The following is a 14,849-nucleotide window of genomic DNA, read 5'->3' on the forward strand; positions in this document are numbered from 1 at the left end:
GCGGTCGGCCGGACCGGGCCGACCACGACGGTGGTGCGGGCGCCCGCGCAGGCGGCGAGCACCCGGTCGAGCAGGGTGGTCCCGCCGACCGTCAGCCCGGGCTTGTCGGCCCCGCCGAGGCGCCGGGCGGCCCCGCCCGCCGGGACGATCACGTCGTACGGCGTCATGCGGCCAGTATCCGCCCTACGCCTGCTCGGGTCCGCCGTCCTCCTCGGACTCCCGGTCCTCCCCCGCTGCCTCGGCCCCGGCCGCGCGGGCGGTGTTGGCCGCCGCGCCCAGTTGCAGGAAGGACGGCAGGGTCAGCTCCCCGTACCGCTCGTTCATCGCCGTGACCAGCGCCTCCGGGTCGTCCGGGTGCTCGGCCAGCAGCCGGTCGAAGTCCTGGAGGTACTCGCCGGTGAAGGCCAGCACCCGGGCGGCGTCGTCGCCCTGGTCCGGGGCCCGGTGGCCGGCGATCACCCGGTCCGCGCCGAGGTCGGCGATCCGGCCGAGGTTGTGCCCCCACGTGGTGCGCTGGGCCGGGGTGGTGTCGGCGGTCCAGACGTGGGTGCCGTTGTGGACGAAGTCCCCGGCGATCACGGTACGGATGCTCGGCACGTGGACGACCGTGGAGTCCCCGCAGTCGGCCTGGCCGAGCAGCAGCACGGGGATCACCTGGCGGTCCAGCATCAGCGGCTGCGGCAGCAGCGGGGCGGGGATCAGCGGGTGGTCCGGGATGTCGTCGCCGTACACCGGCTTCCACTGCGCGACCTTGGCGGCGACGGTGCGCCGGATGCCCTCGACCACGGCCGGGGCGGCCAGCAGCTGCGCGTCGGGGAAGAGCCGCAGCACCTCCTCGGCGCCGAAGTAGTGGTCCGGGTGCTGGTGGGTGACGACGACGGCGAGCAGGCGTCTGCCCTTGCCGGCGACCCACTCGGCCAGCTCGCGCCCGGCGCTGCGGGTCAGCTGGGCGTCCACCAGGATCGCGGTCCGCTCGCCGAGGATCAGTGTCGAGGTGGCGAAGAAGGCCGACTCGGGGCCGGTGAAGACGGCGACCTCCAGCGGCCGGGCCGGCTGCCCGGGCTCGGGCGGCACCGCGCCCGCGGCCGGCCGGGCCTGGGCACGCTCCGCGCCGGCGCTCTCCTCGGACGGGGACGTCGTCACGGGCTGCTCCCTCTGGTCGGCGGTCGGATTCCCTGCGCCCTACAGCATGGGAGCACCGACGGCCGATTGCGCGGAAGGCGCGCCCGGTGGGGCGCGCCTCCGGTGCACGTCACACCGCGGCTCGGGCGGCCGCTTCCTTGGCCCGGCGGGCGGCCTGCTCCAGGGCCTGGGCCTTGGACTCGACGGCCTTCGGGACGAAGTCGGCCATCGCCGGGACGGCGGCCGCCAGGGTGAACTCCGGGACGATGAAGTCGACCTCCAGCCCGAGCATGCCGGTCAGCACCTTCTCCAGGTAGGTGGTGACGAACTCGAACGGCTCGCGCGGGGCGCCGGGCGCGTACGAGCCGCCGCGGGAGGCGACCACGGTGACCGGGGTGCCCTTGGCGGAGGGCGTCTCGCCGGCGGTGCGGCCGACCAGGATCACGTGGTCCAGCCAGGTCTTGAGGGTCGACGGGATCGTGAAGTTGTACATCGGGCTGCCGATCAGCACGGCGTCGGCCTGCTCCAGCTCGGCCATCACCTGCTCGCGCAGCGCGAAGGCGGCGGCCTGCTCGGCGCTGTGGGCCTCGGCGGGGGCGAATCCGGCGCTGATGCCGTGCACGTCGAGGTGCGGGAGGGGGTCGGCGGCGAGGTCCCGGTAGATCACCGTGCCCTCGGGGTGCTCGGCCTGCCAGGCGGCGCGGAAGGCGGCGGTGACCTCGCGGGAGACGGAGCCGTCGGCGATCGCGGAGGAGTCGAGGTGCAGGAGCGTGGGCATGGCAGTGCCTCCAGATAATAAGTAGCTGCTGATTTCGCTGCGACTGCAATTACGGTAGCAGCTTACTTTTCTATAGTCACTAGTAGGGGTTCGAGTAGGCTGGACCCATGGCCGAGCACGAGGCAGTGACCGACGGAGTCCCGATCTCCACCGACGCGTGCGGCGCCGAGGGCCCCGGCCCGTGCCGCAACGTCGACCTGGCCCTCACCCGGGTGTTCACCCTGCTCGGCAAGCGCTGGACCGGCATGCTGCTGGGCGTCCTCACCAACGGCGGCCCCGCGTACTTCTCCGAGCTGCGCCGCGCCGTCCCGGGCATCAGCGAGCGGATGCTCTCCGACCGGCTGACCGAGCTGGCCGAGGCCGGGCTGGTCGTCCGCGAGGTCGACGCCGGCCCGCCGCTGCGGGTCAGCTACCGGCTCACCGAGGCCGGCTTCGCGCTCAAGCCCGCGCTCACCGAACTGGCCGTCTGGGCCGACCGCTACCTGCCGGAGGGCGTGCTCAGGAGCGGCTGCTGAGCCCCCCGGGCGCCCGGCGCACCTCCCCCGGACATGCGGAAGGGCCCGTCCACCGGTTCGGTGGACGGGCCCTTCGGCCAGGAACGGTTCGGTCGGTCAGCGCTTCGCGGTGGCCCCGCGCAGCTTGGCCAGCCGGTCGGTGACACCCCAGGTGGTCACCCGCCACAGCGCCTCGACCACGATGCTGCGGCTCATCTTGGACGCCCCCAGCTCGCGCTCGACGAAGGTGATCGGCACCTCGGCGACCTTGAACCCGGCCTTCACCGTGCGCCAGGCCAGGTCGACCTGGAAGCAGTACCCGGCCGAGGCGACCTCGTCCATGCCCAGGCCCAGCAGGGTCTCCTTGCGGAACGCCCGGTAGCCGCCGGTGACGTCCCGGATCGGCACGCCCAGCATCAGCCGCGAGTAGGTCGAGCCGCCGCGCGAGAGCAGCAGCCGGGACTTCGGCCAGTTCACCACCCGGCCGCCCGGCACCCAGCGCGAGCCCAGCACCAGGTCGGCGCCGCGCAGCGCGCCCAGCAGCCGGTCCAGCTCCTCGGGCTGGTGCGAGCCGTCCGCGTCCATCTCGACCAGGACGTCGTAGCCGTTGTCGATGCCCCAGCGGAAGCCCGCGAGGTAGGCGGCCCCGAGGCCCTCCTTGCCCTTGCGGTGCATGACGTGGACGTGCTCGTCCTCGACGGCCAGCTTGTCGGCCAGCTCGCCGGTGCCGTCGGGGCTGTTGTCGTCGGCGACCAGGACGTGCGCCTCGGGAACGGCGGCACGGACCCGGCCGACGATCCGCTCGACGTTCTCCGCCTCGTTGTAGGTCGGGATGATCACCAGGACCTTGCCGAGATCAGCAAAACTCTGCTGGTTCACGGTCACGTACAAACCTCTCGGCCGATGACGGGGGGTCTCGGAACACCGGCGCCCGCACTCTGGAACGCGGCTCCGCCGGCAGCCCGCCGGGAGGACCTCGGTGGCGAACTGCGCGCAGGGCGGAGGCTACTGCGTCCTGGCATCCTACTACCGCGCCGGGAACCGCAGGTCCGGCCGTGGCACTCCCACCCGGTGGCCACCGTTTCCCCGTGGGTGACACCGTTCGGCTAGGGTCGTTTCCCTTGCCCGTGCCCGGACCGCCCGCACCGCCGGGCCCGCCCCGGCGATCCGGACTCGGGACATCCGGGGCCGCCCAGACTGCGAAGGAGTAGGACCGCGCGCATGGACAGGCTCGTCAACACCGTCCGCCCGTACGCCTGGGGGTCGCTCACCGCCCTGCCCGAGCTGCTCGGGCAGCGGCCGACCGGTGAACCGCAGGCCGAGCTGTGGATGGGCGCCCACCCCGGCGCCCCGTCCCGCGCCGACCGCGGCGAGGGCCCGCGCCGGCTGGACGAGCTGATCGCGGCCGACCCCGAGGGCGAGCTGGGCGCCGCGAGCGTGGCCAGGTTCGGCCCGACCCTGCCGTTCCTCTTCAAGGTCCTGGCCGCGGGCATCCCGCTGTCCATCCAGGCCCACCCCACGCTCGACCAGGCCCGGGCCGGCTTCGCCGCCGAGAACGCCCTCGGGATCCCCCTGGACGCCCCCGAGCGCAACTACCGGGACGCCAACCACAAGCCCGAAATGGTCTGCGCGCTGGGCGACTTCGACGGCCTGTGCGGCTTCCGGCGGCCCGCCGACGCGGCCCGGCTGCTGACCGGGCTCGGGGTGCCCGGGCTCGCCCCGGTGATCGGGCGGCTGGCCGCCGAGGACACCTCCGAGGCCCTGCGCGGCGCCCTGACCGCCGCCCTCGCGCTGGACCCGGAGACCGTCCGGCGGACCGTCGAGGTGCTGGCGGCGACCGACCCGGACGGGGAGTACGCCCCGTACGCCCGGATCGCCGAGGACTTCCCGGACGACCGCGGCGTGGTCGCCGGCATGCTGCTCAACCACGTCCGGCTGCGGGCCGGCCAGGCGCTCTACCTGGGCGCCGGGGTGCCGCACGGCTACCTGTCCGGCGTCTGCGTCGAGCTCCAGGCCAACTCCGACAACGTGCTGCGGGCCGGCCTCACCCCCAAGCACATCGACGTGCCGGAGCTGCTGAAGGTCGTGGTCTTCGAGGCCGGCGCCCCCGAGCCGCTGGAGCCGGCCCCGGTCGAGGGCACCCCGGGCGAGGAGCTCTACCCCGTCCCGATCGACGAGTTCCGGCTCTCCCGCTTCGTCCTGGACGGCGCCGAGCGCGAGATCGACGGCCGCACCCCGCAGATCCTGCTCTGCACCGAGGGCGCCACCCGGCTGACCGCCGCCGACGGCACCGTCCTGGACCTGGCCCGCGGCCAGGCCGCCTTCCTCCCCGCCACCGGCGCCCCGACCCGCCTCTCCGGCACCGGCGGCACGCTCTTCCGCGCCACCGTCACCGTCTGACCGCTCCGGACGGGGCCCTTGGCTCAGTCCCGGGTCATGTCGACGAAGCGCGAGTAGTGGCCCTGGAAGGCCACCGTGATCGTCGCGGTCGGACCGTTACGGTGCTTGGCGACGATCAGGTCGGCCTCGCCCGCGCGCGGGGACTCCTTCTCGTAGGCGTCCTCGCGGTGCAGCAGGATGACCATGTCGGCGTCCTGCTCGATCGAGCCGGACTCGCGGAGGTCCGAGACCATCGGCCGCTTGTCGGTGCGCTGCTCGGGACCACGGTTCAGCTGGGACAGCGCGATGACCGGGACTTCCAGCTCCTTGGCCAGCAGCTTGAGGTTACGGGACATGTCCGAGACCTCCTGCTGACGGTTCTCGGCCCGCCGGGAGCCGCCGGACTGCATCAGCTGGAGGTAGTCGATGACGACCAGCTTGATGTCGTTGCGCTGCTTCAGCCGGCGGCACTTGGCGCGGATCTCCATCATCGACAGGTTCGGCGAGTCGTCGATGAACAGCGGCGCCTCGCTGACGTCGGGCATCCGGCGGGCCACCCGCGTCCAGTCGTCGTCCGTCATGTTCCCGGAGCGCATGTGGTGCAGCGCCACCCGGGCCTCGGCGGAGAGCAGGCGCATGGCGATCTCGTTGCGGCCCATTTCGAGCGAGAAGATCACGCTCGGCAGCTTGTGGTGGATCGAGCAGGCCCGGGCGAAGTCCAGCGCCAGGGTGGACTTGCCCATCGCGGGACGGGCCGCGATGACGATCATCTGGCCGGGGTGGAGGCCGTTGGTGAGCTGGTCGAAGTCGGCGAAGCCGGTGGGGACGCCGGACATCTCGCCGTTGCGGGAGCCGATCGCCTCGATCTCGTCGAGGGCGCCCTCCATGATGTCGGAGAGCGGGGCGTAGTCCTCGTTGGTGCGCTGCTCGGTGACGGCGTAGATCTCCGCCTGGGCGGCGTTGACGATCTCGTCCACGTCGCCCTCGGCCGCGTAGCCCATGCCGGCGATCCGGGTGCCCGCCTCGACCAGCCGGCGCAGCACCGCGCGCTCGTGCACGATCTGGGCGTAGTACTCGGCGTTGGCCGCGGTCGGGACGGAGTTGACCAGGGTGTGCAGGTAGGAGGCGCCGCCGACGCGCTGGAGCTCGCCGCGCTTGGTCAGCTCGCCGGCCACGGTGATCGGGTCGGCCGGCTCGCCGCGGGCGTAGAGGTCGAGGATCGCGCCGTGGACCATCTCGTGCGCGGGCCGGTAGTAGTCGACCGGCTTGAGCACCTCGACGACGTCGGCGATGGCGTCCTTGGAGAGCAGCATGCCGCCGAGGACGGACTTCTCGGCGTCCAGGTCCTGCGGCGGGACGCGCTCGAAGCCGTCCACGCCCCCGCCCCCGTCGCCGCCGCCCTCGTCCCGGCGCTGCCAGCCGCCGTCCTTCCGGTCGCCCTTGCCGCCCTTCTGGAAGCCGCCCTTCTGGCCGTCACGGCCACCGCCCTGACCGCCCTGGCCACGGCCGCGCGAGACCGGCAGCCGGTCCCCCGGGCCGTCCGGGAAGGGGGCGTCGTCGAAGGCGCCGGCCGGGAAGGGGTCCTCGGCGGGCTGCCAGTCCTCCTCCGGCGGCGGGGCGTCGTGGTCGTCGTACTGGGGGCCGGTCACGCGTGTTCCCCGATCAGCGAGTGGTGCGAAGGTGGAGCGGGCTTGCCGGTGGCTGGGTGGAGCGGAGCCGCTCCTCTTTGTACGCCACGGTCCCGACAAAACGGACGCCGGGGCGGCGGGAGTGTCGGGCGGAGGGCCCACGCTAAGGCGCCGGACGCCGTTGCGCCAAGGCGGTTATCCACAGGGGGTGTGGATGACCGGCCCCGTCCTGTGGAGAACTGCCGCAAAGCTGTGGACACCCCTGTGGACGTCCCTGTGGATAACCGAACAATCGATCCACCGTCAACCTGTTGACCTGGGATTACCTCTTCCCGGTCCTGTGCATGAGAAATTCTTCACACACCTCCGAACGGCTGTGGGCGCAGAGCGGACGAACCGCGCCGCTCAAGATTTCGAGTAATAGTCACTAGGCCCTTACATCCATTACCTGTGGATGAGTAGCCTGGAGCCCATGACCGCCTCGCCCCCGACCCCGGCCCCGAAGCCCTCGCGACGCCGGCACGACCGGGAGATCCTCGCCCTGGCCGTCCCGGCCTTCGGCGCGCTCGTCGCCGAACCGCTCTTCCTGATGGCCGACTCGGCGATCGTCGGCCACCTCGGCACCCCCCAGCTGGCCGGGGTGGGCGTCGCCTCCGCCGCGCTCTCCACCGCGACCGGCGTGTTCGTCTTCCTCGCCTACGCCACCACCGCGGCGGTCGCCCGCAGGATCGGCGCCGGGGACCGCCGGGGCGCCGTGCAGCAGGGCATCGACGGCATCTGGCTCGCCCTGGGCCTGGCCGTCCCGGTGGTCCTCCTCACCCTGGTGCTGGCGCCCTGGGCGGCCGACGCGCTGGGCGCCTCGGCGACCGCCGCGCCGCACGCGGTGACGTACCTGCGGATCAGCTCGCTGGGCATCCCGGCGATGCTCATGGTGCTGGCCGCCACCGGGGTGCTGCGCGGCCTCCAGGACACCCGCACGCCGCTGGTGGTGGCCGTCGCGGGCTTCGCCGCCAACATCGGCCTGAACGCCGGCCTGGTGTACGGCGCCGGGCTCGGGGTGGCCGGCTCGGCCTGGGGCACCGTGCTCGCCCAGACCGGGATGGCCGCCGCCTACCTGGTCGTGGTGGTCCGCGGCGCCCGCCGGGAAGGGGCCTCGCTGCGGCCGGACACCGCGGGCATCCGGGCCAGTGCCCGGGCCGGCGGCCCGCTGCTGGTCCGGACGATCAGTCTGCGCGCGGTGCTGATGACCGCCACCGCGGTCGCCGCCCGGCTCGGCGACGACCAGGTCGCCGCCCACCAGATCACCATGGCGCTGTTCAACTTCCTGGCCTTCGCGCTGGACGCGATCGCGATCGCCGGCCAGGCCATCATCGGCCGCTACCTGGGCGCCTCGGACGTCCCCGGCGCCAGGGCCGCCACCCGGCGGATGGTCGAGTGGGGCGTCGTCTCCGGACTGGTGCTCGGCCTGCTGGTGGTGGTCGCCCGCCCGCTGTACGTCCCGCTCTTCACACCCGATCCGGCCGTCCGGGCCCAGCTGGACACCGCCCTGCTGCTGCTCGCGCTCACCCAGCCGGTGGCCGGCCCGGTCTTCGTGCTGGACGGCGTGCTGATGGGCGCCGGGGACGGCCGCTACCTGGCCTGGGCCGGGCTCGCCACCCTGGCGGTGTTCGTCCCGGTGGCCCTGGCGGTGCCGGCCACCGGCACCGGACTGGCCGGGCTCTGGTGGGCGATGAACCTGTTCATGCTGCTGCGGGCCGGCTTCCTGGCCTGGCGCGCCCGCGGCGGCAAGTGGCTGGTCACCGGAGCGGTGCGCGGCTGAGACCCGAAGAGAACCGGGCCGGAAAAGACCGAGGGCCGGACTCCCGGAGGAGTCCGGCCCTCAGGCCTTGTGCTCTACGGAGCTCAGGCAGCCACGACGGCGACGTCGAGGTTGGCCACGACGTCCGAGTGCAGCTTGACCGAGACCTTGTGGGAGCCCACGGTCTTGATCGGCGAGGCGATCGCGACGGCGCGCTTGTCCACGGCCGGGCCGCCGGCGGCCTTGATGGCCTCGACGACGTCGGCCTGGGTCACCGAGCCGAACAGACGGCCGGCGTCGCCCGAGCGGACGGCCAGCTTGACCTGGACGCCCTCGAGCTGACCCTTGACCGCGGTGGCGGCCTCGAGGGTCTGGATCTCGTGGATCTTCCGGGCGCGACGGATGGCGTCGACGTCCTTCTGACCACCCTTGGTCCAGCGGATGGCGAAGCCACGCGGGACCAGGTAGTTGCGGGCGTAGCCGTCCTTGACCTCGACGACCTCGCCGGCGGAGCCGAGACCCGGCACCTCGTGAGTGAGGATGATCTTCATTACTTGGTCACCCTCTCTTAGCGCGCGGTGCTGGTGTAGGGCAGCAGCGCCATCTCACGGCTGTTCTTCACGGCCGTGGCGACGTCACGCTGGTGCTGGGTGCAGTTGCCGGTCACCCGACGGGCACGGATCTTGCCGCGGTCGGAGATGTACTTCCGCAGCAGGTTCGTGTCCTTGTAGTCAACGTAGTTGACCTTGTCCTTGCAGAAGACGCAAACCTTCTTCTTCGGCTTGCGAGCAGGCGGCTTCGCCATTGTGTGCTCCATTTGGGGTTCACGGCCCGGCGGGCGTCCGGGGACGCCGGCGGCCGGGCCGCACGAAATCTGTCAGCTCTTAGAACGGGGGCTCTTCCGAGTAGCCGCCACCGCCGCCGGCCGGGGCACCCCAGCCGCCGCCCTGGTTTCCACCGGACGGGGCGCTGGAGGCCCAGGGGTCGTCGGAGGGGCCGGACTGGCCGCCGCCGGAGTTTCCACCCCAGCTGCCGCCGCCCTGCTGGCCGCCGCCGCCGGAGTTTCCACCCCAGCTGCCGCCGCCGCCCTGGCCGCCACCCTGCTGGCCGCCGAAGCCGCCACCGGGGGCGCCGGACCGGTTGGCCCGGGTGACCTTGGCGGTCGCCGAGCGCAGGCTCGGACCGACCTCGTCGACCTCGACCTCGAAGACCGTCCGCTTCTCGCCTTCCTTGGTCTCGTAAGACCGCTGGCGCAGTCGGCCCTGCACGATGACGCGCATGCCGCGCTGCAGCGACTCGGCCACGTTCTCCGCCGGCTGCCGCCAGACGTTGCACGTGAGGAAGAGGCTCTCGCCGTCCTTCCACTCGTTCGTCTGACGGTCGAAGGTGCGGGGGGTGGACGCGATGCGGAACTTCGCGACCGCCGCACCCGACGGGGTGAAGCGCAGCTCGGGGTCGTCGACGAGATTGCCGACGAGGGTGATGACGGTCTCGCCTGCCATGGTGGTGATGACCTCTCGGGAAGATGTCCGTTCACCGCTGTTTCACGTGAAACAGCGGACGCGAGCTACCCGAGACCCGAAGGCCTCAGAGGTGGCTCAGTGGGTGTCCGGGCGCAGGACCTTGGTCCGCAGAACCGACTCGCTCAGGCCCAGCTGGCGGTCGAGCTCCTTGACGACCTCAGGCGTGGCCTTGAGGTCGATGACCGAGTAGATGCCCTCGGACTGCTTGTTGATCTCGTAAGCCAGACGGCGGCGACCCCAGGTGTCGACCTTCTCCACCTTGCCACCCGCGTTGCGGACGACGGTGAGGAAGTTCTCGATCAGGGGGGAGACAGCGCGCTCCTCGACCGAGGGGTCGAGGATGACCATCAGCTCGTAGTGACGCATGAGTAACCCACCTCCTTTGGACTCAGCGGCCACGGTCTCTCCGTGGCAGGAGGGTTGTGCGTAGCGTCGGCACCGGAGCAGTGACGACTCCGGCCCACCGTAGCGGCCGGGTCGGACAATCGGCCCCCGCTCCGCCCGGAGGCGGATCCCACCCGGTAGAGGGTGCAAAGGGGGCACAACTACACCAGTGCAGACGGCACAGCCTACCTGCACCCGGACGGCCGAACAAAACGCATAGGGGTTGTGAGAGCGGCCCAAGCGCCGCAATCTGGACGGAACGGGATTCCTGCCCGTTCGTCTCCACGCCAGGAGGTGGGACCCATGGCACAGTCCGTCCACCGCATGCCCGCCCTCACCCTGAACACCGACGGCCACCCGCACCCCCGCGAGAACGCCCTGGTGGGCGTCACCGCCGTGCTGGGCGTGATCGCCTTCGCCACCTCGTTCTTCCACAACCTGCACCTGCTGACCTCGTGGACCGGCCTGTTCGGCATCGTCACGGGCCTGTGGGGCATGTTCGTCTCGGTCACCACCGCCGAGCGCTTCGTCCTGATGATCACACTCGGCGCCGCCGCGATCGGCTTCTACCTCGGCATCGCCCGCGGCGGTCTCTGGGGCTGAACCGGGCCCCCGCGCCCCCTCGCACGCCCCCGGACCGCACCGCTGGGACCGAGCCCACAGGCCCCGCCCGGAACCCTCGCCGCCCCCGTCGCGTATCTGCAGAGGAGACAGGTACCCGACGGGGCGCCGCCGTGCCCGCAGCGACGGGCGCCCGGACCCCGGACGATAAGGTCAGCCCGAGAACCTGGGCCACCGCAGCCCGACGACGAGGAGCACCGAGCACATGAGCCTGCGCCTGAGGACGATCACCCGCGAGGAGCACCTCGCCTTCATCAGGAGCCGCGCCTCGGCCAGCCACATGCAGGTGCCGTCGTGGGGCGACGTGAAGGCCGAGTGGCGCTCCGAGTCGATCGGCTGGTTCGACGAGGCCGACCAGCTCGTCGGCGCCGGCCTGGTCCTCTACCGCCAGCTGCCCAAGCTCAAGCGCTACCTCGCCTACCTGCCCGAGGGACCGGTCATCGACTGGTTCGACCGCGACCTCGACCGCTGGCTCTCCCCGATGCTGGCGCACCTCAAGTCGCAGGGCGCGTTCTCGGTGAAGATGGGCCCGCCGATCGTCATCCGCCGCTGGAACGCCCCCACCATCAAGGAGGCCATCGCCGGCAAGCAGGCCAAGCGCCTGCGCGACGTCGAGGCCGACTGGTACGAGGCCCGCGCCTTCGAGGTGGCCGACCGGCTGCGCAAGGCCGGCTGGCTGCAGGGCGAGGACGGCGGCGCCGGCTTCGGCGACGTCCAGCCCCGCTACGTCTTCCAGGTGCCGCTGGCCAACCGCTCGCTGGACGACATCCACAAGAACTTCAACCAGCTCTGGCGCCGCAACATCAAGAAGGCCGAGAAGAGCGGCGTCGAGGTCTACCAGGGCGGCTACGACGACCTGCCGATCTTCCACCAGCTCTACCTGGTCACCGCCGAGCGCGACAAGTTCACCCCGCGCCCGCTGGCCTACTTCCAGCGGATGTGGAAGGCCCTGGTGGCCGAGGACCCGAACCGCATGCGGCTCTACATCGCCTACCACGAGGGCGAGCCGCTGGCCGCCACCACGATGCTGGTGGTCGGCGAGCACGTCTGGTACTCCTACGGCGCCTCGGCCAACCACAAGCGCGAGGTCAAGCCGTCCAACGCCATCCAGTGGCGGATGATGCGCGACTCCTACGCCCTCGGCGGCGGGGTGTACGACCTGCGCGGCATCAGTGACACCCTGGACGAGAACGACCACCTGTTCGGCCTGATCCAGTTCAAGGTCGGCACCGGCGGCCAGGCGGCCGAGTACCTCGGCGAGTGGGACTTCCCGCTCAACAAGCTGCTGCACAAGGCCCTCGACCTCTACATGTCCCGCCGCTGAGGAGGCTGACCCGATGACGCTGTCGCTCTACCTCGAGACCGAACGCTGGCGCACCCACCAGCGCTCCGTCCTCGCCGAGTTCCCCGGCCTGGTGCCCGTCGCCAAGGGGAACGGCTACGGCCTGGGCAACCACCGGCTGGCCGAGGAGGCGACGCTGCTGGGCACCGGGGTGCTCGCCGTCGGTACCGCGTACGAGGCGGCCGACGCCGCCGAGTGGTACGGCGGCGAGCTGCTGGTGCTCACCCCGTACCGGGTCGGCGAGGAGGTGCTCCCGCTGCCGCACGCCCGGGTGATCCGGACGGTGGCCAGCGTGGAGGCGCTGCGCTCGCTGCACGGTGCCCGGGTGGTGCTGGAGTGCATGACCACCATGCGCCGGCACGGCGTGAGCGCGGCCGACCTGCGCACCGTCGCCAACGAGCTGGAGGGCGTCGCCTTCGAGGGCCTGGCGCTGCACCTGCCGATGGACCGGCCGGACGGCTCCAGCCCGATCGAGGAGGTCGCGTACTGGGTGGACACCGCCCGGGCGGCCGGCATCCCGGTGCACACCGTGTTCGTCAGCCACCTCGGCGCGGCCGGCATGGACCAGCTGGCCCAGCGCTACCCGGAGACGGTCTTCCGCGCCCGGATCGGCACCCGGCTCTGGCTCGGCGACCACGCCGCACTGGAGGTCCGGGCCACCGTCCTGGACGTCACCCCGCTGCAGAAGGGCGACCGCTACGGCTACCGCCAGCACCCGGCGCCCTCCGACGGCCACATCCTGGTGGTCGCCGGCGGCACCGCGCACGGCATCGGCCTGGAGGCGCCCAAGTACCTCCAGAGCATGGGGGCGCGGGCCAAGGGCATCGCCCGGGCCGGCCTGGCGACCGTCAACAAGACCAAGTCGCCGTTCCACTGGGCCGGCAAGCAGCTGTGGTTCGCCGAGCCGCCGCACATGCAGGTCTCGCTGCTCTTCCTGGACGGGGAGACCAAGCCCCCGGCGATCGGCGAGGAGCTCGGTCTCCAGGTCCGGCACACCACCACGCACTTCGACCGCGTGGTGGACCGCTGACCCGCCAGGCCTTTCCGACCCGCCAGGCCTTTCCGACCGGCTAGGCCTTTTCGGCCGGCTCCGGCAGCTCGGGCTCGTTGAGCCACTGCTCGGGGCCGGCCGGCGCGTACCCGGCGTAGCTCTCCTCCTCGCGCAGCCGGCGGGCGGTGCCCAGCACGGACACGTCCGGGGCGTGGTCCAGCACCCCGCCGGAGGGGTCGTCGCTGCCGTCCCAGCGGACCGGGTCGCGGTCCGGGTGGAGGACGTCGCGGACCACCAGGGCGACCAGGTACAGGGTGCCCAGCAGGTGCAGCCCGATCGCGAAGTGGTACCAGCCCTCGCCGATCCCGTGCTGCTTGGAGCCGGTGACCAGGCCCAGGTGGGACCAGATGCCCAGGGTGTAGAGCACCTCGCAGGCCTGCCAGACCAGGAAGTCCCGCCAGCGCGGCCGGGCCAGCACCGCGAGCGGCAGCAGCCAGAGCGCGTACTGCGGCGAGTACACCTTGTTGACCAGCACGAACAGCGCGACCACCAGGAAGGCCAGCTGGGCGAAGCGCGGCCGGCGCGGGGCCGAGAAGCCGAGCCACGCTATGGCCAGGCAGCCCAGCACCATCAGCACGCCGATGTAGACGTCGAGGTCGGCCAGCCCGGCGCCCCGGCGCTGCATCAGGATCAGCCAGAACGAGCCGTAGTCCTCGCCGCGGTGCTTGCTGAACACGTAGAAGGTCGACCAGCCCCGCCAGTTGGCCAGCATGATCGGCAGGTTGACCACCAGCCAGGAGCCGACCGCGCCGCCCAGCATCACCCGGAACTCGCGCCACCGGCCGGCCCGCCAGCAGAGCACCAGCAGCGGGCCGATCAGCAGCAGCGGGTAGAGCTTGGCCGCGGTGGCCAGGCCGATGAAGACACCGGCCCAGCCCGGGCGGGCACCGCTCCACCAGGCCATCGCCACGGCGGCCAGGGCGACCGCGAGCAGGTCCCAGTTGACGGTGCCGTTGAGCAGCAGGACGGGGGCGAGCGCGAACAGCAGCGCGTCCCACGGACGGCGCCGGTGGGTGCGGGAGAGCGCCACCGCGGCGACCACCGCGCAGGCCATCAGCATCCCGGCGTTGATCGCCCAGAACCACTGCTCCTGGCTCTGCTGGTCCCCGCCGCCCGGCGTCAGCCAGGCCGCGACCTGCATGAACAGGCCGGTCAGCACCGGGTACTCCAGGTACTGGAGGTCCCCCGAGGAGCCCGGGACGCGGTCCACGTACGGGTGCAGCCCGGCCGCGAAGCCGCGTCCGGAGAACAGGTGCGGGATGTCGCTGTAGCAGGCGTGGATGTACTGCGGCGAGCCCGGCTGGAACCAGGCCTGCTCGTAGCAGGGCAGCTTCTGCACCATCCCGAGCACCGACACCACGATCACCGCGAGCGCCAGGAAGCGCGCCGGGACCCACCAGGAGACGCCGAGCAGCGCCCGGCGGCCCGGGGGCCCGCCGAACACCTCGCTGCCGGCCGCCGCCACCGGGTCCTCGTCGGCCGGCACGACCACGGTGTTGGCCGGCGGCGCGGCCGTGGCGACGGCTGCCGGGAGGGGCCCTGCGGCGGCGCCGGACCCGTCCGGCCCGGCGGTTTCGTCACGATCGCTCGACGTCATGCCGGACATCCTGCCGCACCCGTCCCGCCGGGACGAGGAGGACCCCGCAACGGTCTGTACCTCTGCGCCGCCGGCGGGCGCGGTGGCCGCGACGGAAACGGCGGTGGCGGCCCTCCGAGGAGGACCGCCACC

At 72.3% G+C, this 14,849-nt stretch carries 15 protein-coding genes and 1 pseudogene; 6 read left to right on the forward strand and 10 right to left on the reverse strand.

Annotation, left to right across the window (positions count from 1 at the left end):
* From AE652_RS11110 to AE652_RS11120, 3 genes and pseudogenes are all read right to left on the reverse strand, one after another.
* Nucleotides 1-167, reverse strand: a pseudogene (locus tag AE652_RS11110) (NTP transferase domain-containing protein); the annotation flags it as partial.
* Nucleotides 168-183: 16 nt separating this feature from the next.
* Complete coding sequence (locus AE652_RS11115) at nt 184-1,143, reverse strand: MBL fold metallo-hydrolase (protein ID WP_049651104.1); 960 nt, start codon at nt 1,141-1,143, stop codon at nt 184-186.
* Nucleotides 1,144-1,252: 109 nt separating this feature from the next.
* Complete coding sequence (locus tag AE652_RS11120; RefSeq protein WP_049651105.1) at nt 1,253-1,900, reverse strand: FMN-dependent NADH-azoreductase; 648 nt, start codon at nt 1,898-1,900, stop codon at nt 1,253-1,255.
* A 107-nt stretch (nt 1,901-2,007) separates the two neighbouring features.
* Here AE652_RS11120 and AE652_RS11125 point away from each other — a divergent pair, with 107 nt between their 5' ends.
* Complete coding sequence (locus tag AE652_RS11125) at nt 2,008-2,415, forward strand: helix-turn-helix domain-containing protein (RefSeq protein ID WP_082345658.1); 408 nt, start codon at nt 2,008-2,010, stop codon at nt 2,413-2,415.
* A gap of 96 nt (nt 2,416-2,511) precedes the next feature.
* Here the strand turns inward: AE652_RS11125 and AE652_RS11130 are convergent, their stop codons facing one another.
* Nucleotides 2,512-3,279: a polyprenol monophosphomannose synthase gene (locus AE652_RS11130; protein ID WP_049651106.1), complete on the reverse strand. Its 768-nt coding sequence runs from the start codon at nt 3,277-3,279 to the stop codon at nt 2,512-2,514.
* A gap of 336 nt (nt 3,280-3,615) precedes the next feature.
* Here AE652_RS11130 and manA point away from each other — a divergent pair, with 336 nt between their 5' ends.
* Nucleotides 3,616-4,794 (forward strand): mannose-6-phosphate isomerase, class I, encoded by a 1,179-nt coding sequence (manA, locus tag AE652_RS11135; RefSeq protein ID WP_049651107.1) that lies wholly within the window; start codon nt 3,616-3,618, stop codon nt 4,792-4,794.
* 23 nt (nt 4,795-4,817) lie between these two features.
* Here the strand turns inward: manA and dnaB are convergent, their stop codons facing one another.
* Nucleotides 4,818-6,422 (reverse strand): replicative DNA helicase, encoded by a 1,605-nt coding sequence (gene dnaB, locus AE652_RS11140; protein ID WP_079271991.1) that lies wholly within the window; start codon nt 6,420-6,422, stop codon nt 4,818-4,820.
* A 451-nt stretch (nt 6,423-6,873) separates the two neighbouring features.
* On the opposite strand from dnaB, the gene AE652_RS11145 reads away from it, so the two are divergent.
* A complete protein-coding gene (locus tag AE652_RS11145; protein WP_049651108.1) occupies nt 6,874-8,220 on the forward strand; it encodes an MATE family efflux transporter in 1,347 nt (448 codons plus the stop codon).
* Between the two features lie 83 nt (nt 8,221-8,303).
* On the opposite strand, the gene rplI is transcribed toward AE652_RS11145, so the two are convergent.
* The 4 genes from rplI to rpsF form a co-directional block, all read right to left on the reverse strand.
* Nucleotides 8,304-8,750 carry a 50S ribosomal protein L9 gene (gene rplI, locus AE652_RS11150; protein ID WP_049651109.1) on the reverse strand — a complete coding sequence of 149 codons (447 nt, stop codon included), beginning with the start codon at nt 8,748-8,750 and terminating at the stop codon, nt 8,304-8,306.
* A gap of 17 nt (nt 8,751-8,767) precedes the next feature.
* Nucleotides 8,768-9,004 carry a 30S ribosomal protein S18 gene (gene rpsR, locus AE652_RS11155; protein ID WP_030059640.1) on the reverse strand — a complete coding sequence of 79 codons (237 nt, stop codon included), beginning with the start codon at nt 9,002-9,004 and terminating at the stop codon, nt 8,768-8,770.
* 79 nt (nt 9,005-9,083) lie between these two features.
* Complete coding sequence (locus AE652_RS11160) at nt 9,084-9,701, reverse strand: single-stranded DNA-binding protein (RefSeq protein ID WP_049651110.1); 618 nt, start codon at nt 9,699-9,701, stop codon at nt 9,084-9,086.
* A 96-nt stretch (nt 9,702-9,797) separates the two neighbouring features.
* Nucleotides 9,798-10,088, reverse strand: coding sequence for a 30S ribosomal protein S6 (gene rpsF, locus AE652_RS11165; protein ID WP_049651111.1), 291 nt, complete (start codon nt 10,086-10,088; stop codon nt 9,798-9,800).
* Between the two features lie 321 nt (nt 10,089-10,409).
* Between rpsF and AE652_RS11170 the strand changes: the two genes are divergently transcribed.
* From AE652_RS11170 to AE652_RS11180, 3 genes are all read left to right on the forward strand, one after another.
* The gene (locus AE652_RS11170; protein ID WP_049651112.1) at nt 10,410-10,709 is read left to right on the forward strand and encodes a hypothetical protein; all 300 of its coding nucleotides are present in this window, start codon (nt 10,410-10,412) and stop codon (nt 10,707-10,709) included.
* 223 nt (nt 10,710-10,932) lie between these two features.
* On the forward strand, nt 10,933-12,051 hold the full coding sequence (locus AE652_RS11175; RefSeq protein WP_049651113.1) for a peptidoglycan bridge formation glycyltransferase FemA/FemB family protein: 1,119 nt from the start codon (nt 10,933-10,935) through the stop codon (nt 12,049-12,051).
* Between the two features lie 13 nt (nt 12,052-12,064).
* Entirely contained in the window at nt 12,065-13,099 is a 1,035-nt protein-coding gene (locus AE652_RS11180) for an alanine racemase (RefSeq protein WP_049651114.1), read from the forward strand.
* A gap of 40 nt (nt 13,100-13,139) precedes the next feature.
* On the opposite strand, the gene AE652_RS11185 is transcribed toward AE652_RS11180, so the two are convergent.
* Entirely contained in the window at nt 13,140-14,717 is a 1,578-nt protein-coding gene (locus AE652_RS11185; protein ID WP_049651115.1) for a glycosyltransferase family 87 protein, read from the reverse strand.
* Nucleotides 14,718-14,849: the final 132 nt, after the last annotated feature.

It is taken from the genome of Kitasatospora sp. MY 5-36 (genome assembly GCF_001182915.1).
GTDB lineage: Bacteria > Actinomycetota > Actinomycetes > Streptomycetales > Streptomycetaceae > Kitasatospora.